The organism is Aurantiacibacter gangjinensis (assembly GCF_001886695.1).
Taxonomy (GTDB): Bacteria; Pseudomonadota; Alphaproteobacteria; order Sphingomonadales; family Sphingomonadaceae; genus Alteraurantiacibacter; species Alteraurantiacibacter gangjinensis.
Window position 1 is genome coordinate 788,297 of record NZ_CP018097.1, and the last position, 17,962, is coordinate 806,258.

Here is a 17,962-nt window from a genome sequence, read left to right on the forward strand (position 1 = left end):
GACGACCATGAGTTTTCCCTGGGCCCGCGAATACAAGCCTGCCAACGGCTTCACCCAGTTTCTCGATGAGAAGCTGCCGGTGCCGCGCCTTATTTATAATGCTGTGGGCGCCGGTTACCCCGTGCCGCGCAACCTTTCGTATTTCTGGAACTTCGGTGTCCTCGCCGGTTTCTGCCTCGTCTTGCAGATCGTTACCGGTGTCGTCTTGGCGATGCACTACGCCTCCGATGTCGGCCTCGCCTTTGCGAGCGTCGAACACATCATGCGCGATGTGAACTGGGGTTGGCTGATGCGTTATGCCCACGCCAACGGTGCAAGCTTCTTCTTCGTTGTCATCTACATCCACATCTTCCGCGGGCTGTTCTACGCCTCGTACAAGCCGCCGCGCGAGATGATCTGGCTGATCGGCGTCGTGATCTTCCTGCTGATGATGGCCACCGCCTTCATGGGCTATGTGCTGCCATGGGGCCAAATGAGCTTCTGGGGCGCGCAGGTCATCACCGGCCTGTTCTCCGCCATCCCGCTGGTGGGTGAGCCGCTGCAGATCTTCATTCTAGGCGGTTATGCGCCGGGCAATGCCGCGCTGACCCGCTTCTTCAGCCTGCACTTCATGCTGCCTTTCGTGATTGCAGGGTGCGTGATCCTGCACATCTGGGCGTTGCACATTCCGGGCTCCTCCAACCCGACGGGCGTGGAAGTGAAGCAGGAAAGCGACACGGTGCCGTTCCACCCGTATTATACGGCGAAGGACGGCTTCGGGCTCGGCGTCTTCCTATTGATCTACCTGGCCTTCGTGTTCTTCATCCCGAACGTGCTTGGCCACCCGGACAATTATATCGAGGCGAACCCGCTCTCGACCCCGGCGCACATCGTGCCCGAATGGTATTTCTATCCGTTCTACGCGATCCTGCGCGCCTTCACCTTCGACTTCATCCTGCCGGCCAAGCTGTGGGGCGTACTCGCCATGTTCAGCGCGATCCTGGTATGGTTCTTCCTGCCCTGGCTCGATAAGGGTCCGGTGCGCAGCGGCCATTACCGCCCGCTGTTCCGCAAGTTTTTCTGGTTCGGCCTGATCCCGTGCATGGCGATGCTGTTCTTCCTCGGCGGTGCGCCGGCGGAAGAGCCCTATGTGATGCTGAGCCAGATCTTCACCGCATATTACTTCCTGCACTTCCTCGTGATCCTGCCGATCATCTCTTCGATCGAGCGGCCCGATCCGCTGCCATATTCGATCACCGAGGCTGTGCTGGGTTCCGACAAGACAGCCGTGCTGGGCGAGAACGCCAGGCCGGTAGGCGTCTGAACGAGAGCGTTTAGGGGAAATACAAGAACATGATCCGTCTCGTTGGAATCCTGATCGGTCTGGGCTTCGCATTCGTGGCCCTGGTCTCGCTCGGCGTCGGCGCCTACACTGCTGCGACCGAAGACGCACCGGCATATACGACCTACGACTTCGTCCTGCATGGCGATGGCCCTGAAGGTGGCTTCTCCTTCGAGGGCGGGCTTGGCCGGTGGGATATCGCGCAATTGCAGCGCGGCTACCAGGTCTACAAGGAAGTGTGCGCCGCCTGTCACTCGCTCGACTACGTCGCCTTCCGCAATCTGGAGCAGCTCGGCTATTCCGAAGATCAGGTGAAGGCTGAGGCGGCCAGCTGGCAGGTGCCCGGTATCGATCCGGATACCGGCGATTCCATCATGCGCCCGGCTCTGCCGACCGATTATTTTCCTTCGCCCTACGCCAATGACGTGGCTGCTGCTGCGGCCAACAACAACGCCATCCCGCCGGACCTGTCGCTGATGACGAAGGCGCGTCCCGATGGCACGAATTACGTGTATCACCTGCTGATCGGCTATCAGGAACCGTCCGAGACATTGGCGACGAACCTGCCCGACGCGCTGCCGGGGCCGGGGCTGTACCACAACCCGTATTTCCCCAACCTCAATATCGCCATGGCCCCGCCGATCACGTCGGACGGCCAGGTGAGTTATAATGACGGCACCGAAGCCACGATCGAACAGATGTCGGAAGACGTGTCCGCTTTCCTGACATGGACGGCGGAACCCAGCCTGATCGAGCGCAAGGAAACGGGTTGGGCGGTGCTGCTATTCGTCCTCTTCGCCACGATCCTTGCATGGTTCGCCAAGAAGCAGGTCTGGGCCGACATCAAGCCTGTCCGCCGGAAGGACTGACGTATCGGCGCCGCCAGCTTGACGGACGACCAGCTCAAGGCGCTGATCCGTACTGTTCCGGATTTCCCTGCCAAGGGGATCCAGTTCCGCGACATCACCACGCTTCTCGCCGATGGAGAGGGGCTGGCGGCCTGTATCGATCGCCTGACAGACTTGGCGCGTCCACTGAACGTGCAGGCGATTGCGGGCATAGAGGCGCGGGGCTTTATCTTCGGCACGGCGCTGGCCATGCACCTTGGCACCGGCTTCATTCCGATGCGCAAGGCAGGCAAGTTGCCGGTCCCGTGCCTCGAGCAGTCCTACGCCCTCGAATATGGCGAAGCGGTGCTGGAACTTGATCCGACTATCGTGGCGGCGGACCAGCATGTGCTCGTCGTGGATGATCTTTTGGCAACCGGCGGCACGGCGCTGGCGGCAGCCAAATTGCTGCGCAAAGCAGGCGCGCGGGTCGAGCATGCATTGTTCGCTGTCGATCTGCCGGAACTCGGCGGTGCGGCAGCGCTAGCAAGTGCGGGCGTAAAGACCCATGCGCTGCTGGCATTTGACGGGCACTGACAGTCTGTCAGGATAGAAGACCCTGCTGGCGCATTGGTGATCGGTAGGTAGGGACAGCCGTCCCGGACGGGGAGACACATGGAATCACAGGCCCTTGTTATCGCGCTTGTCGGGATTCTCGGCATTGGCGCGCAATGGGTGGCCTGGCGCACGGGATGGCCCGCCATCGTGCTCATGCTCGCCGCCGGTTTCCTAGCCGGACCGGTCCTAGGCGTGATCGACCCGCGCGAGACATTCGGCGACCTGCTGCAACCCATGGTCGGCATCGGCGTGGCGCTCATCCTCTTCGAAGGCGGCCTCAGCCTCGATTTCCGCGAATTCCGCAAATATGCAGGCGGTGTGTGGCGGCTCGTCATCATCGGCGTGCCGCTGGGCTGGCTCTTCGGGTCGCTGGCCGGATATTACGTGGCGGGACTGGCGCTGCCGGTAGCGATCCTGTTTGCAGGCATCCTCGTGGTGACAGGCCCGACTGTGGTCATTCCGCTGTTGCGCCAGAGCGCCGTACAGCAACGTCCGGCTGCGCTGCTCAAATGGGAAGCCATCGTCAACGATCCCTTCGGTGCGCTCGCCGCGGTGATAGCTTTCGAATACTTCCGCGCCATCGCGCTCAACGACAATGTGTACGATGTCGTGCCCGAGATCGCCATTGCCGCGGCTGTGTCGGGGCTGATCGGCTATGCCGCCGCCAAGGCCATTGCATGGAGTTTCCCGCGTGGTTTCGTGCCGGAATATCTGAAAGTGCCCGTCCTGCTGGTCGCGGTCATCGGCACCTTCGTAATCTGCAACAAGATCGAGCATGAAGCGGGCCTGCTGGCTGTGACCGTCATGGGCATTGCCCTTGCCAATATGCACGTGTCTTCGCTGCGCAGCATCCACCCGTTCAAACAGAATATCGCGGTGCTGCTGGTGTCGGGAATCTTCATCCTGCTATCGGCCAGCCTGGATTTCGAGGCCTTGCGTGAGTTCGAATGGCGCTTCGGCCTCTTCCTGCTGACGCTGCTCTTTCTGGTGCGTCCCGCGACGGTGCTTATCAGCCTCGCTTTCTCCAATATCCCGTGGAACGAGCGGCTGTTCCTCGCCTGGATCGCCCCGCGCGGCATCGTGCTGGTGGCCATCTGCGGCCTGTTCGCCCTGCGCTTGGAAGATCTTGGCGTGGAGCGGGCGAACCTGCTGATCGGCCTCAGTTTCGCCGTCGTCGTCACCACCATCATTGCGCACGGCTTCACGATCGACATCGTGGCGAAGCTGCTTAAGGTGAAAGGCGCGAGCCGCCCCGGCATCCTCATTGTCGGGTCCACACCGTGGACTGTCGCCTTGGGAGAACGGATGCAGGCCCTCGATACGCCTGTGATGATCGTCGATTCGAGCTGGCAGAGCCTGAAGCGTGCGCGAGAGAAAGGACTGCCCACCTACCATGGTGAAGTCTTGCACGAGGCGACAGAGCACAATCTCGACCTGACGCCATACCAGGTGCTGATCGCCGCGACCGAGAACGAAGCGTATAACGCGCTGGTCTGCGCAGAATTCGCACCGGAGATCGGCACCGATAAAGTCTATCAGCTGGGCGAAGGTGCGGACTCCGACGACCGACATGCCCTACCCGCGTCCCTTCGCGGTCGCGCCCTGTTTGCCAGCGGATTCGGCGTGGAGGATGTTGCCGCGCGCCAGCGTGAAGGCTGGGTCTTCCGCCGCACGACACTGTCGGAAAAATACGATGTCGACGATGCGCGCGACAACCTGCCCGAAGCGGCCAATATGCTGATGCTGATCAAGCCCAGCGGAGAGCTGAAATTCTTCACCCACGCCGCCACGCCCACGCCCGAAGCGGGCGATGTGGTCATATCCTTCTCCCCGCCGCGCGAAAAATCTGCCGAAGAGAAGGCCGCGCGCAAATCGAACCCGACCGGACAAAAGCCGCAAACGGCATGAAGAGAGCTGACATGAAAACGCTGCCCACCATCGCTTTGACCCTTGCCGCGACGCTTGCCCTCTCCGCTTGCGAGTTGCGCCGCGAAGGTGGTGAGGAGGCTCCCGATGACGAAACCGGGGAGGAGACAGGCGATCCGCAAGCTCTTGCTTCGCCAACGCCGGACGCTTCGGACGCGCCGATCCCGTCCATCCTGCGAGAGGATGTGGAAGAAGAAGCGGCGGCTGCGTCGCCCCAGCCGGAAGAGCCGGCAGAACCGGTCGAGATAACGCTGTCCTTCCCCGACGGCCCCGAAATTTCTCAGGCGGCAGAGCGTCGCCTGATCGGATTGCTGCAGGAAGATGCGATGGACGAGGATTGGCCCGTCATCCTTGCCGGTCATACCGATTCGGGCGGAAACGACGCGGCGAACCTGCGCGCTTCACGTTCGCGTGCAGAAGCCGTGGCGGCATGGCTGGTGGAGCGCGGTGTCGATAATGACCGGATCGAAGTCATCGCTTTTGGCGAGCAGAACCCGCTCGCGCCGAATGCCCTCCCTGATGGCACACCGAATGAGGAAGGCCGCCGCCAGAACCGCCGCGTCGAAATTACGATAGCGCCTCCAGGCGACTAGACGACGGATATGGCAGCAAACGAGGACGCTTGACTGGCGCGCCCGGCCACGGCAGTGGCGTGGGCTCGGAGCGCGGGTATAGCATAGTGGTAATGCTCCAGCCTTCCAAGCTGGCTAGAGGGGTTCGATTCCCCTTACCCGCTCCATCCCTTCGGCGCGCTTGGCGAACCAGTCTTCCACGCGCTGCCGTTCGGCTGCCGACAGATGCAGGCCCAACTTGCTGCGCCGGAACAGCACATCCTCGGCGGTGACAGCGAATTCTTCGCGAACCAGATAGTCCAGCTCCCGCTCATACAGGTCGAGACCGAAATGCTCGCCGAGATCGGCGGTGCCAGTCGCGCCGTCCAGAATAGCGTGCAGTCGTGTGCCATATGCGCGAGCGAGGCGGAGCGTTCCCCGAGGTCCGAACCACGGATAGCGCGCGTCGCACTCGGCCACGAAGCCGGCAAATTCCAGCGGCTCGATATCGCCGCCGGGCAGGTCTCGATCGGCCGTCCAGCCGTCCGTTTTCGCCCAGCCCAGCGTGTCGAGCGCATGCTCCGCCAGTTTGCGATAGGTGGTGATCTTGCCGCCGAAAATGGAAAGGATCGGCGCGCCGCCCTTCTCCTCCATCTCGAACACGTAGTCGCGGGTGACAGTGGAGAGGTCCGATGACCTGTCATCATAAAGCGGGCGAACCCCGGCATAGCTCCACACAGCATCTTCGGGCGTAACATCGCGGCGCAAATATTCGTTGATCGCCTCGCAGAGATAGTCCGCCTCCTCCGGCGAGATATCGATACCCGACGGATCGCCATCAAAGGCCTTGTCGGTCGTGCCTACCAGCGTGAAGCGGCCTTCATAGGGGATGGCGAAGATGATGCGATTGTCGCGGTTCTGGAAGATGTAGGCGTGGTCGCCTTCGTAAAGGCGCGGGAAGACGAGGTGGCTGCCTTTCACCAGCCGGAGCGCCCCTTCGCCGCTGGCATCGGCCTTGCCGAGCACATGGTCCACCCATGGCCCGGCGGCATTGACAATCTTGCGCGCCGTTACCGTGCTTTCGCCATCCGGGCCGCGCAAGGTCGCCGTCCAGCAATCGGGCGCGCGTTCCAGCGCGGTGCACTCGGTGCGCGTGCGAATGTCCGCGCCGCGTTCGCGCGCATCCATGCAGTTGAGCACGACAAGCCGCGCATCCTCCACCCAGCAATCCGAATATTCGAATCCCTTAGTGAGGCGGTCCTCCAGAACGGACGCATGCGGTTCGTCTCGTAAGGATATCGTCCGCGTCCCCGGCAGCAATTTGCGCCCGCCCAGGTTGTCGTAAAGCAGCAAGCCGAGCCGCAGCAGCCACGATGGGCGCAGGCCCTTGTCGTGCGGCAGGATGAAGCGCAGTGGCCAGATGATATGCGGCGCGATGGTCAGCAGCCGCTCGCGCTCCATCAGGCTCTCGCGCACCAGGCGGAATTCATAATGCTCGAGATAGCGCAGGCCGCCATGCACCAGCTTGGTCGATGCGCTGGAGGTATGTCCAGCGAGATCGTCTTTCTCCACCAGCAACACTTTCGCGCCGCGCCCTGCCGCATCGCGCGCGATCCCCGCGCCATTGATGCCGCCGCCGATGATGAGCAGGTCGTAGATCATACAGGCTTGTTGTCGATCAGCCGCGTGCCACCGATCCGTGCTGCGACGAACAAGCGGGCATTGCCATTGTCGCCATCGAGTGAGGCTATGCTGTCGGCATCGCGCAATTCGGCATAGTCGACGCGCGAGAAACCCGCGCCCAGCAATTCGTCCTCCATAGCCGCCAGTGTGCGGCCCACATGTTGCCCGTCGCGAATGCGCGCGATGGCCTCGTCCATGGCGCGTGGCAGGGTAGCGGCAGCGGCGCGGTGTTCGGCCGAGAGGTATGCGTTGCGGCTGCTCATCGCCAACCCGTCTGCCTCGCGCACGGTCGGAACGCCGTGGATGGCATCGACATGCGGGAAGGCGAGGTCGAGATCGCGCGCCATGCGGCGGATGACGGCAAGCTGCTGCCAGTCCTTCTCGCCGAACAGCGCCATGTCCGGGCGCACCTGGTTGAAAAGCTTGCATACGACCGTCGCGACGCCGTCGAAATGGCCGGGGCGGTCGCCGCCGCACAGGCCTGCACTCACGCCCGAAACGCTGATATTGGTGGCATAGCCAGCCGGATACATGGCCGCAACATCGGGCGCCCATAGCAGCGCCACGCCTTCGCTTTCGAGCTTTGCGGAGTCCTCGGCCAGCTGGCGCGGATAGGCGTCCAGATCCTCCCCTTCGCCGAACTGGCGTGGATTGACGAAGATGGAGGCGATGACGTGATCGGCCTTTTCAGCCGCCGCGCGCATCAGGGTCAGGTGCCCATCGTGCAGCGCGCCCATGGTCGAAACCAGCGCGACCGTGCTTGTTCTTGGGCCGCTTTCGCGCAGTTTCTCCACAGCCAAGCGTAGCTCTGGAAGGGTTAAGGCAGTTTGCATGGGGCGTGCGCTCCGATAGACTGTTGCCCAAGGCCTAGCGGCCTGTCGCCAACAGAGAAAGCCCGGTTTTGAGCGCACCACCCACAGTCCCTCATCGCATCGTCTTCGCCAACGAGAAGGGCGGCACGGGCAAATCGACTACCGCCGTCCACGTCGCCGTGGCGCTGGCCTATCAGGGCGCCAAGGTGGCCGCGCTCGATCTCGACACGCGGCAAAAGACCTTTTTCCGCTATTGCGAGAACCGCGCCGAAACGCAGCGGCGCCGCGGCATCATGCTGGCAGGCCCGGTGTTCGATATCTGCCATGGCGACAGTATCGAAGCGCTGGAGGAAGAAGCCGCGCGCATCAGTAAGGGGATGGACTTCCTGCTGTTCGATACGCCGGGGCGTGACGATCCTTTTGCCCGCCATGTCGCCGCCAGCGCCGATACGCTGGTGACGCCGATGAATGACAGCTTCGTCGATTTCGACCTGATCGGCCATGTTGATGCGGAGAATTTCAAGGTCCGCAAGCTGAGCTTCTACGCCGAATTGATCTGGGAAGCACGTATCAAGCGCAGCCGCGCGACGATCGAAGAACAGAAGCGCGAAATGGACTGGGTGGTGGTGCGCAACCGCACGGGCTTCACCGATGCGCGCAACCAGCGGCGCATCGATGGCGCACTGACGGAGCTTTCCAAGCGCGTGGGCTTTCGCGTGTCGCAGGGTCTATCCGAACGCGTGATCTATCGCGAACTGTTCCCCTCCGGCCTGACGCTGCTCGACAAGGGGCAATTGGGCGAGCTGGGCACCAGCCACCTCGTCGCGCGGCAGGAATTGCGCAACCTTGTCGGAAATTTACGCCTTCCCATGCCTGAGCGTGACGATAGAACAGAAGCGACTGCCACGCGCCCGCTGGAGCTTGCCTGATCCATGATGAAATTCGTCGTTATCGGCGCTGCGATCCTGCTGATGTATCGCTGGATCATGAAGCGCTGGCCGTGGGAATCGAAAATCTCGACGCGGAACCAAGCGCTGTTTCGCGCCCGCCGCCTGCTGGGCGTGGAAGAGCGTGCCGGGCGCAAGGATATCGTGACAGCGCATAAGCGGCTTGTCGCCATGGTCCATCCCGATAAAGGTGGCACGAACGAGCAGGTGCACGAGGCGAACGCCGCGCGCGACCTGCTGCTAAACGAATTGCCCGACGGCGTGGAGTGACGCAGCGGGCTTTGCAAAAGCGGGATCCGCCATGAGCCACATTTTCGACCCCACCACCCTTCGCGAATACGATATTCGCGGTATTATCGGCGAGACGCTGGGTCCGGACGATGCTCGCGCGATCGGACGCGGGTTCGCGACCCTTCTGTTACGCGAGGGCAGCGTGGAAGGGCGCAGGCCTTGCGTCGCGGTCGGCTATGATGGCCGCGTCAGCTCGCCCATGCTGGAACATGCGTTGATCGAGGGGCTGACGTCCGGCGGATGTGCCGTGCGCCGCATCGGTATGAGCGCCACGCCCATGCTGTATTACGCCGAAGCCTCAGCCGAAGAGGTAGATGGCGGCATTCAGATAACTGGCAGCCACAATCCCGCCAATTACAATGGCTTCAAGATGGTATTTGAAGGGCGACCCTTCTTCGGCGGCGACATCCAGCGGCTCGGCGAACTGGCGGCTGCGGGCGACTGGACCAGCGGCATGGGCGAAGTCGACAGTGTCGATATCATCGAACAGTATGTCGAGCGTTTGCTGACTGCACTCTCGGGGATAGACGAGGGCGTGCTTTCCGGCCTCAGGATCGGCTGGGACGCGGGCAATGGCGCAGCCGGGCCGGCGCTGGAGCTCCTCACCCAGCGCCTTCCGGGTGAGCATCACCTGCTGTACACTGAAGTCGACGGCAATTTTCCCAATCATCATCCTGATCCCACTGTCGAGGCCAACCTTGTCGACCTGCGTGCCCTTGTCGCGGCGAAGAACCTCGACTTCGGAGTGGCATTCGACGGCGATGGCGACCGGATCGGCGCAATCGACGGTGAAGGCCGCGTCGTCTGGGGGGATCAGTTACTGATGATCTACGCCGAGGACCTCCTCGGAAGACTACCTAACGCCACTGTTATCGCCGATGTGAAGGCCAGCCGCGCCCTGTTCGATCATGTTGCGGCGCATGGCGGAAAGCCGGTCATGTGGAAGACCGGCCACTCGCTGATTAAGTCCAAAATGAAGGAAGTTTCCTCTCCATTGGCGGGGGAAATGAGCGGGCATGTGTTTTTCGCCGACGATTATTACGGTTTCGACGATGCGCTTTATGCCGCTGTGCGCCTGATGGCGGCGAGCGCCCGGCTGGGGCGCAGCGTGACCGAATTGCGCGGCGCAATGCCCGAGATGATCAACACGCCGGAAATGCGCTTCCAAGTGGATGAAAGCCGCAAATTCGCCGCCATCGAGGAGATCGCCGCGCGCATCGCCGCCAGCGATGCCGTGGCGGACACGACCGACGGCGTGCGGGTGACGACCGACGATGGCTGGTGGCTGCTACGCGCCTCCAACACACAGGACGTGCTGGTCGCGCGCGCGGAAAGCGACACGCAGGAAGGGCTGGAGCGCCTGCTTGCCTCGATCGATGAACAATTGGCATTGAGCGGCCTCGAACGCGGCAGTAATGTTGGGCACTGATTACTGGGCCGCGACTGGCCGACAAGGGGACGCATGATGAAGAACTGGATTATCGCGCTGGCCGCACCGCTGGCGCTGGCGGCGCAACCCGCGATGGCGCAGGAGCAGGAGCCATTAGTCATCACGCCGGACGAAGAGGCGGTGTTCGACGCGATGGCGGAGGCCTTCACCGTCGAACCGCTGACGCCCGAGCAGGAAGCACGCATGCCAATTGCGCGCAGATTGGCAGCGCAGGTCATCCCCGAGGGCGCGATGGCCGAGATGATGTCCGGCATGTTTGACGGCCTGTTGTCGCCGCTGATGGAACTGGGTGGAAACAGTGCGGCCGCCGCTCTCAACCAGCGGCTGGGCTACGCCCTATCCGAGGACGAGATCGAGGAGAGTGCCGCTCGCGAAGCATTGGAGCTGATAGACCCCGCTTGGGAACAGCGCGAGGAGCTCACCATGCAGGCCATGCAAGGCGCCACCACTGCGATGATGAGCGCGATGGAGCCGATGATGCGCGATGTGATGGCCGAGCTTTACGCCATCCGCTTCACGGACGAACAGCTGGCTGACATCTCCGCCTTCTATGCTACGGAAACTGGCGCTGTATTTGCCCGCGAAAGCTACACTATGGCAAGCGATCCGCGCATCGTGGGCGCGATGTTTGCAGATCCCGAAGCGACTTTCGGTGCGATGGGCGAGATGTTTGCCGAGATACAAGCGGCGACGGCTGACCTTCCACCGCAACGCGGCTACGCCGATCTGAGCGAGCAGGAGCGCAATACGCTTTCCCGACTCACCGGCATCGGCAAGGCCGATCTCGAAGCCTCGCTCGAAGCTGGTGCGGCCGCTGCCGAATTCTGACAATCATGCAAAAAAGAGGCCGGACGAACCGGCCCCTTCATGCTTAAGCTGATCGCTGCGATCAGGACACTTCGCGGCCCTGCGGCGATGTGCCTGCGCGCATATCCGCTTCCGCGATACGCAGATTGTTCTGCACATGCTTCACGCCCGACAGGTCATGCACGATGTCTTCGGCGTGGCGCTTTTCCCAGCGCGTATTGACCGTGCCGTTCAGCGTCACTTCGCTGTCTTCCACCGTCACTTCGATACCGCGCGCATCGACGCCGCGATCTTCGGTCAGGCGGTCGCAGGAATCTTCGAGGATACGCTCGTTGGATCGGGTATAATTGCTTGGCCCGTGGCCGCGATTGTCCATCTCGCGCCGACGCGCCGCATCTTCATCGCCGAACCAACTTGCGATCTCGTCGCCAGCCTTGTCGAAGAAGCCGCGCTCACCGCGGTCGTAGGACCGGCTGCGCGAGGAACGACCGAAGCGATCGTCGGAGCTCGGGAAGAAGCTGGCACCGCCACCGATCGGCTCGCCGCCGAAATCGTCGCCGCGAAAATAGCCATGCGTCGCATCGGACCGCATTCGGCCATAGCGAGCATCGTCCTGCTCGTAATAGCTCATCGGGTCGTAATCGGTGCGCGAGGTCTCGCGGCGCTGGCCACGCTGCCTGTCATCACGCCGCAGCTGCTCGTCATAGGGCGAACGCTCGTTATCGCGCGAATTACGCGGGCGCGAATAGTCGTCATCGTCGGCATAGGCGCTGTCGCCATATTGCGATTCACTGCGCTGCTCGAACTGCTCGGCCTGGCGGCCATAGCCGCGGTCGTCATTGTAGTAGCGGCTGTAACGCTCGCCATTTCGATTGTATCGGTTTGCCATGTCACTCTCCGTTGGGGGGTAGCCAACCCGGGCGAGGGGAGCCGCGGGCAGGCGATAGGCCCGTGTCTGCCGGGCTATCGTTTTGAAAACGCGTCGTGCCATCGTCTGCTCCACGGGATAGCGCGTCCGCCTCACGCCTCGGCGTAACCGGGACGGGAACGCGCATCGCTCGCCGCAGGTTGAATGGTGGTGAGCGCCGAAGACATACCCCCAGAGATCGCCGAATGGTTCGACGGGCGCGGCTGGCGCGTGCGGAGGCACCAAGCCGAAATGCTCGCGGCGAGCGATGCAGGCAAGCACGCGATGCTGGTGGCGGATACGGGGGCGGGCAAGACTCTGGCGGGTTTCCTGCCGACGCTCGCCGACTTCAGCCCCAGCCGCATCGGCGATGGCAAACCGCCGCAGGGTTTGCACACGCTTTACGTTTCGCCACTGAAGGCGCTGGCGCATGATGTGCAGCGCAACCTTCTCACGCCGATCGAGGAGATCGGCCTCGATATTCGCGTGGAAACGCGCAGCGGCGATACGCCGTCGGACCGCAAGCGCCGCCAGCGCAGCCGCCCGCCCAATGTCTTGCTGACCACGCCGGAAAGCCTGCACCTGTTGTTGAGCTACGAAGACAGCTTTTCGCTCTTTGCCGGATTGAAACGGGTAGTGGTCGACGAAATCCACGCCTTTGCCACGCAGAAGCGGGGCGACCTGCTGGCGGTGGCATTATCGCGTCTTCAAGCCATCGCGCCCGACATGCAACGCGCAGCCCTTTCCGCCACGGTGGCTGACCCTGAGGCCTTCCGCAGCTGGATCGCGCCATGGGGCGATCTCGACGCAGTAGACCTTGTGACCGGAGAAGCGGGCGCGGAGCCGCAGGTGGAAATCCTGCTGCCCGAGGAAGAGCGTGTGCCATGGGGCGGGCATGCCGCCACATGGTCGATCCCGCAGCTCTACGAGCGCATCAAGGCCAACAACACCACGCTGATCTTTACCAATACCCGCTTTCTTGCAGAATATATCTTCCAGCATCTGTGGGATGCGAATGAGGACAAGCTGCCGATCGGCATCCACCACGGCTCGCTCTCGAAAGAGGCGCGACGCAAGGTGGAGGGGGCGATGGCGCGCGGCGAATTGCGCGCGCTGGTGTGCACGGCCAGCCTCGATCTGGGCGTGGACTGGGGCGATATCGACCTCGTCGTGCAGATGGGCGCGCCAAAGGGCTCCAGCCGCCTGTTGCAGCGCATAGGTCGCGCCAATCACCGGCTCGACCAGCCCAGCCGGGCGCTGCTGGTGCCGGGCAACCGGTTCGAGTTTCTCGAGGCCACTGCTGCGCGCGAAGCTGTCGACGAAGGCAAGCGCGATGGCGAGGATTTCCGTCGCGGGGGCTTGGATGTATTGGCCCAGCATATCATGGCTTGCGCCTGCGCCGCGCCGTTCGACGAGGCGGAGTTGTTGTCGCAAGTCCGATCCTGCCTGCCCTATGCCTCGGTCGATCAAGAGCTGTTCGGGCGCGTCATCGAATTCGTTGCCACGGGCGGTTATGCGCTGCGCGCCTATGACAAGTTCAAGCGCATCGTGCGCGGCAAGGATGGCGTGTGGCGCCTTGCTCACCCGGAGCAGGCGCACCGCCACCGCATGAATGCCGGTATCATCCTCGATGCCGAAATGCTCGACGTGCGCTTTCGCAACGGGCGTTCTCTCGGACGGGTCGAGGAACGCTTCGCCGCGTCATTAAGGCCCGGTGATACCTTCCAGTTCGCGGGCGTGAATGTCGAGGTGGAACAGCTGAAGGACATGGAGCTAATCGTGCGTGGCAGTTCCAAGGCGGCGATGATCCCCAGCTATGGCGGGCTGCGCATGCCGCTCACCACGCATCTGGCCGACCGTGTGCGCGCCATGCTGACGGACCGGGCCGGTTGGGCGCGCTTCCCCGACGATGTGCGCGAATGGCTGGAAGTGCAGGACTGGCGCAGCAAGCTGCCGGGCCCGGACAATCTGCTTGTGGAGAGCTTCCCGCATGCAGGCCGCGAGTACATCGTCTTTTATACGTTCGTTGGCTGGAATGCGAACCAGTCGCTGGGCATGCTGGTGACGAAGCGGATGGAGGATATGGGGCTGATGCCCGGTGCCTTCGTCGCCAATGATTACTCGCTGGCGGTGTGGGGCCTGAAGCCGGTCGAAGACCCCGCGCCGCTGCTTTCGCCCGATATCCTGACCGATGAATTTATCGACTGGGTGCAGGATTCCCACCTGCTGCGCCGAGCCTTTCGCGAAGTGGCGGTGATCGGAGGGCTGGTCGAACGCCAACACCCCGGCAAGCGCAAGAGCGGGCGGCAGGTGACGTTCAGTACCGACCTCATTTACGACGTGCTGCGCAAATACGAGCCCGACCATGTGCTGATCGAGGCGGCATGGGCCGATGCGCGGGCCAATATGACCGATATCGGACGGCTGGGCGACCTGCTCGATACCGCCGCCGAGAAACTGGACCACGTCGTGCTGGACAGGGTCAGCCCGCTCGCCGTGCCCGTGATGGTGATGATCGGGCGGGAGTCCGTGCCGCAAGGCGCGCAGGATGACGAATTGCTGCTGGAGGCGGAAACGCTGGCAGGCGCGGCGATGCGCGTGGATGGTGTGGCGGAGGTTTAGGAATTGCAGGCATTTAGTGGCCCGACGTCATTAGTGAAGCAGTTCCCATTCGGGACATCTGGGCGAGACTGGTAGGGTGTCGGTTCTGGATTGAGCCGCAACCATTACCCTTTCCGCGCCGTTGGTGGTTGCGTTTCGCTTAGATGCGTGATCCACCGCTTTCTCGAAGTCCCTGTGGGCCTCTATCCCCATGAAGCAGAGGCTATCTCGCCGCAATCCGGCGCTTCTCACAATGCCTAGCGCGATCAAAACGTTGCCAAAAGGTGCATCATCCTCTGGTTCCAAGAGCACAACTGTCTCCGAATTCTCAGCAGCGTGCGTGGCCAGCACGGACTGTGCAACCTCAGGTGTGACTATGGCGCCGTCGATAAAAAATCGTCCGAGGCTGTCGACCCCCAGACGGACCCAATGCCGCGCTCCCTCTGCCGTGGCGAACCATGGATTAGGTAGATCGAAGGTCGTCACCTGCAATGGTTCATCTGTGTCCGGCTGCCATACGGAAGCAAAGGCGACAATGGCGGTGATTGCCACCGCGAGAAAGCCGCATCGCGCGATATTGTCGGCAGGTCCGGCTCTGTCCAGCCCTCGCTCGCGCCTAATGCGCATCGAAATCGCGATATTGCTCGTTTCCGGCGAAGGCGAATTTGTCGACGCCGGCATCGGCGACGGCGTTGATGACGTGGACGCTGTCTTCGTAGCTGGCATTGGCTTCAGGCTGGAAGCGGATGACAGGGTTTTCGGGCTGCGCGGCGGCGGCATCGAGGCGCGCGGTGAGCTGATCGCCGGTGACAGGTTCGCCGTTCCACAATATCCCGCCATCGGCGAGGACGATCAGTGCGACGGTTTCGCTCTCCGACATCACGCAGCCGGGGCACGGGGCGGGCAGGTCTACGTCCAAGCGGTTTGTGGCGATGGGGATGGAGAGGATCAGCATGACGAGCAGAACGAGCAGCACGTCGATCAGCGGCGTGATGTTGAGCTCGTTCATCGGCGAGGGCGTGGTGTTCGTGTGACGACCGACCAGGCGGGAACGATAAGCCATAAGCGTCTCCTCGGTATGTGATGCTATCACATCACTCGCGGTAAGGTCTGTCAAGCAGGGCGCTATTCTGGCCGAGACTGTCTCGAGAAGATTTACCGGACTGGAGACACAAAAAAGGGGCGGATCACTCCGCCCCCTCTTCGGGTATTGAAAGTTAGCGCTTCGCCGCGTCAGCCGCCGGTGCCGAATTGGCGATACTGCTCGTTTCCGACGAATCCGAAGCGCGTGAGGCCGAAACCGTTTATGATGTTCAGCACGCGCGCTGCGTGATCGTAGCTGGCATTGGCCACCGGCTCGAACTGTGTTTCGGGCTCGGGGGTCATCGCCACAGAGCGCTGCAGGTTCGTCACCAACTCGCCTTCGCTGATCGAGGTGCCGTTCCACAGGATCTGCTCATCAGTAGTGAGCACGATCTTGTTCTTCACCGGATCGACTTCGGGCGTGTTCGGGTTGTCGGTGGGCTGCGGCAGGTCGATGCTGACCGCATGCGTTGCCACAGGGATGGTGATGATGAACATGATGAGAAGAACGAGCAAGACGTCGATCAACGGCGTCATGTTCATGTCCATCATCGGCTCGCCATCGTCTCTGCCGCCTGACATTGCCATGGTGTGTTACTCCTAATTCCGTCCGCTTGCGTCGAGGATTTGGCTGGGATCAGCCGTTCGGGTCGACGGGGTTGGAAATGAACCCGACAGTGGGATAGCCCGCCGCCTGGATGTTGAAAATAGTGCCTGCCACGCAGCGCCACGGGGCGTTCACGTCGCCGCGAATGTGCACTTGCGGGATCAGGTCGGGCTGCTCGAGAATCGCCTCGGGGCCGCCCGCGCGCTGCACGATGCTGTCCAGCCGCTCGAAAGCCTGCTCGCGCAGTTCTTCCGAATTCACCAGCGTAGTGTTGTTTATGAAAATGCGGCACTCGCCATTGCGCGTCGCGCCTTCATAGGCGGTGTTCAGAGTGCTTGGCGTGCGGCCTGCAGCGTCCGTGGTGGTCACGGTGATCAGCAGGTTTTCGACCTTGTCATCGGAATCCTGCGACACGAGAACCGGGATTTCCAGCTCCTCCACCGTCTGGATGGCCACCGGAACCGCGATCAGGAAGATGATCAGCAGAACCAGCATGACGTCCACCAGAGGCGTCGTGTTGATGTCCGACATTGGCGTTCCTTCGCCGCCGCCCATCGAAATGGCCATGTCTCTCGTCCTATATCACGTCGTAAAAGTCACTGGCGGGCATTCGCATGCGATCATGCCCGCCAGGCGATAATGTGCCGAGGCCTAGCGCTTCGGAGGCGTGGTGCCGGTGGTCGTCGTACCAGTGGTGGTGGTCGACGCGGCAGGCTTCGCAGCAGGCTTAGCCGTTGCCGGAGCAGCCTTGGCCGACTTGGCAGCCGTAGCGGTAGAGTTCGCCGTCATCAGCGAAGGCTTCACCGCACCATCGGAGGTGATGTTCGCCTGAAGGTCGGTGCTGAAGCCCGACAGCATGGCCTGGATGCGACGGTTGCGGCTCATCAGGTAGTTGTAGGCGAACACGGCCGGAACAGCCACGAGCAGACCGATAGCGGTCATGATCAGGGCTTCACCCACCGGGCCTGCAACCTTGTCGATCGATGCCGAACCCGACATGCCGATGTTGATCAGGGCGCGGTAGATACCGATCACGGTGCCGAGCAGGCCCACGAACGGTGCGGTTGCACCCACCGTGGCGAGGAACGGCAGACCGCCATTCAGCTTGGCCATGATCGAGCTTTCCGAACGCTGCAGCGTGCCGTGCAGCCAATCATGCGATTCAAGGCTGTCGTGCATCTTGGCCGATTCGTCGCCGGCACGGATGCCGTCGTCCACCAGCTGGCGCCATGCGCTGTTCTTGTCGAACTTGGTCGCGCCTTCCTTCAGCGAACCGGCACGCCAGAAAGCGGCGCGGCCCGAGCGGTACTCCTTCATCACCTTGTTCTGTTCGAAATACTTCGTGAACAGGATGTAGAACGAGCCCACGGACATGATGACCATGATGCCGAGGATCGACCAGGCGACGATGCCGCCCTGGTTCATAGCTTCCCAGAAGCCGAATTCGTTGACGGGAGCTTCCGCTGCACCAGCGGCTCCGGTTGCTAGAAGGTCAATAAGCATGCGGTATATTCCTCTTCCTGAAGAGTAT

18 protein-coding genes and 1 tRNA gene are annotated in these 17,962 nt (G+C 62.3%); 11 read left to right on the forward strand and 8 right to left on the reverse strand.

Translation table 11 applies throughout. The annotated features are described in order from the left end of the window. Nucleotides 1–7 precede the first annotated feature (7 nt). The 6 genes from BMF35_RS03865 to BMF35_RS03890 all read left to right on the forward strand — a co-directional run bounded on the left by BMF35_RS03865 (nucleotide 8) and on the right by BMF35_RS03890 (nucleotide 5,431). On the forward strand, nucleotides 8–1,303 hold the full coding sequence (locus tag BMF35_RS03865; RefSeq protein ID WP_047006988.1) for a cytochrome b: 1,296 nt from the start codon (nucleotides 8–10) through the stop codon (nucleotides 1,301–1,303). 29 nt (nucleotides 1,304–1,332) lie between these two features. Beyond that, nucleotides 1,333–2,190, forward strand: a complete 858-nt coding sequence (locus tag BMF35_RS03870) for a cytochrome c1 (protein WP_047006989.1) — start codon at nucleotides 1,333–1,335, stop codon at nucleotides 2,188–2,190. A gap of 18 nt (nucleotides 2,191–2,208) precedes the next feature. Next, on the forward strand, nucleotides 2,209–2,745 hold the full coding sequence (locus BMF35_RS03875; protein ID WP_047006990.1) for an adenine phosphoribosyltransferase: 537 nt from the start codon (nucleotides 2,209–2,211) through the stop codon (nucleotides 2,743–2,745). A 78-nt stretch (nucleotides 2,746–2,823) separates the two neighbouring features. Continuing rightward, a complete protein-coding gene (locus tag BMF35_RS03880; RefSeq protein WP_047006991.1) occupies nucleotides 2,824–4,674 on the forward strand; it encodes a cation:proton antiporter in 1,851 nt (616 codons plus the stop codon). 11 nt (nucleotides 4,675–4,685) lie between these two features. After that, on the forward strand, nucleotides 4,686–5,285 hold the full coding sequence (locus tag BMF35_RS03885) for an OmpA family protein (RefSeq protein WP_052766055.1): 600 nt from the start codon (nucleotides 4,686–4,688) through the stop codon (nucleotides 5,283–5,285). Between the two features lie 72 nt (nucleotides 5,286–5,357). Next, a tRNA-Gly gene (locus BMF35_RS03890) sits at nucleotides 5,358–5,431 on the forward strand. Here the strand turns inward: BMF35_RS03890 and glpD are convergent. Both glpD and panC read right to left on the reverse strand, forming a co-directional pair. After that, nucleotides 5,400–6,905 carry a glycerol-3-phosphate dehydrogenase gene (gene glpD, locus BMF35_RS03895; RefSeq protein ID WP_071961170.1) on the reverse strand — a complete coding sequence of 502 codons (1,506 nt, stop codon included), beginning with the start codon at nucleotides 6,903–6,905 and terminating at the stop codon, nucleotides 5,400–5,402. The genes BMF35_RS03890 and glpD overlap by 32 nt on opposite strands. Beyond that, nucleotides 6,902–7,759, reverse strand: coding sequence for a pantoate--beta-alanine ligase (panC, locus tag BMF35_RS03900; protein ID WP_071961171.1), 858 nt, complete (start codon nucleotides 7,757–7,759; stop codon nucleotides 6,902–6,904). The genes glpD and panC overlap by 4 nt, the downstream gene beginning before the upstream one ends. 68 nt (nucleotides 7,760–7,827) lie before the next feature. Between panC and BMF35_RS03905 the strand changes: the two genes are divergently transcribed. From BMF35_RS03905 to BMF35_RS03920, 4 genes are read left to right on the forward strand one after another with little or no spacing between them, the layout of a single operon-like run. Then, nucleotides 7,828–8,667 (forward strand): division plane positioning ATPase MipZ, encoded by an 840-nt coding sequence (locus BMF35_RS03905; protein WP_047006994.1) that lies wholly within the window; start codon nucleotides 7,828–7,830, stop codon nucleotides 8,665–8,667. Between the two features lie 3 nt (nucleotides 8,668–8,670). Next, complete coding sequence (locus tag BMF35_RS03910) at nucleotides 8,671–8,955, forward strand: J domain-containing protein (protein ID WP_047006995.1); 285 nt, start codon at nucleotides 8,671–8,673, stop codon at nucleotides 8,953–8,955. A gap of 31 nt (nucleotides 8,956–8,986) precedes the next feature. After that, entirely contained in the window at nucleotides 8,987–10,405 is a 1,419-nt protein-coding gene (pgmG, locus tag BMF35_RS03915) for a phosphoglucomutase/phosphomannomutase PgmG (protein ID WP_047006996.1), read from the forward strand. 33 nt (nucleotides 10,406–10,438) lie between these two features. Then, nucleotides 10,439–11,254, forward strand: a complete 816-nt coding sequence (locus tag BMF35_RS03920; protein WP_047006997.1) for a DUF2059 domain-containing protein — start codon at nucleotides 10,439–10,441, stop codon at nucleotides 11,252–11,254. A gap of 61 nt (nucleotides 11,255–11,315) precedes the next feature. Here BMF35_RS03920 and BMF35_RS13550 read toward each other — a convergent pair whose 3' ends face one another. Continuing rightward, a complete protein-coding gene (locus BMF35_RS13550; protein ID WP_052766056.1) occupies nucleotides 11,316–12,122 on the reverse strand; it encodes a BON domain-containing protein in 807 nt (268 codons plus the stop codon). A gap of 183 nt (nucleotides 12,123–12,305) precedes the next feature. Between BMF35_RS13550 and BMF35_RS03930 the strand changes: the two genes are divergently transcribed. Then, nucleotides 12,306–14,762: a ligase-associated DNA damage response DEXH box helicase gene (locus tag BMF35_RS03930; RefSeq protein ID WP_173426191.1), complete on the forward strand. Its 2,457-nt coding sequence runs from the start codon at nucleotides 12,306–12,308 to the stop codon at nucleotides 14,760–14,762. Nucleotides 14,763–14,792: 30 nt separating this feature from the next. Here BMF35_RS03930 and BMF35_RS03935 read toward each other — a convergent pair whose 3' ends face one another. The 5 genes from BMF35_RS03935 to BMF35_RS03955 all read right to left on the reverse strand — a co-directional run bounded on the left by BMF35_RS03935 (nucleotide 14,793) and on the right by BMF35_RS03955 (nucleotide 17,934). Further along, nucleotides 14,793–15,293 (reverse strand): ExbD/TolR family protein, encoded by a 501-nt coding sequence (locus tag BMF35_RS03935; RefSeq protein WP_156172134.1) that lies wholly within the window; start codon nucleotides 15,291–15,293, stop codon nucleotides 14,793–14,795. Between the two features lie 64 nt (nucleotides 15,294–15,357). Then, entirely contained in the window at nucleotides 15,358–15,804 is a 447-nt protein-coding gene (locus tag BMF35_RS03940; RefSeq protein ID WP_052766057.1) for an ExbD/TolR family protein, read from the reverse strand. Nucleotides 15,805–15,974: 170 nt separating this feature from the next. Beyond that, nucleotides 15,975–16,412 (reverse strand): ExbD/TolR family protein, encoded by a 438-nt coding sequence (locus BMF35_RS03945; protein WP_047006999.1) that lies wholly within the window; start codon nucleotides 16,410–16,412, stop codon nucleotides 15,975–15,977. Between the two features lie 49 nt (nucleotides 16,413–16,461). After that, entirely contained in the window at nucleotides 16,462–16,998 is a 537-nt protein-coding gene (locus tag BMF35_RS03950; protein ID WP_173426192.1) for an ExbD/TolR family protein, read from the reverse strand. Between the two features lie 84 nt (nucleotides 16,999–17,082). Then, nucleotides 17,083–17,934, reverse strand: a complete 852-nt coding sequence (locus BMF35_RS03955) for a MotA/TolQ/ExbB proton channel family protein (protein WP_047007000.1) — start codon at nucleotides 17,932–17,934, stop codon at nucleotides 17,083–17,085. Nucleotides 17,935–17,962: the final 28 nt, after the last annotated feature.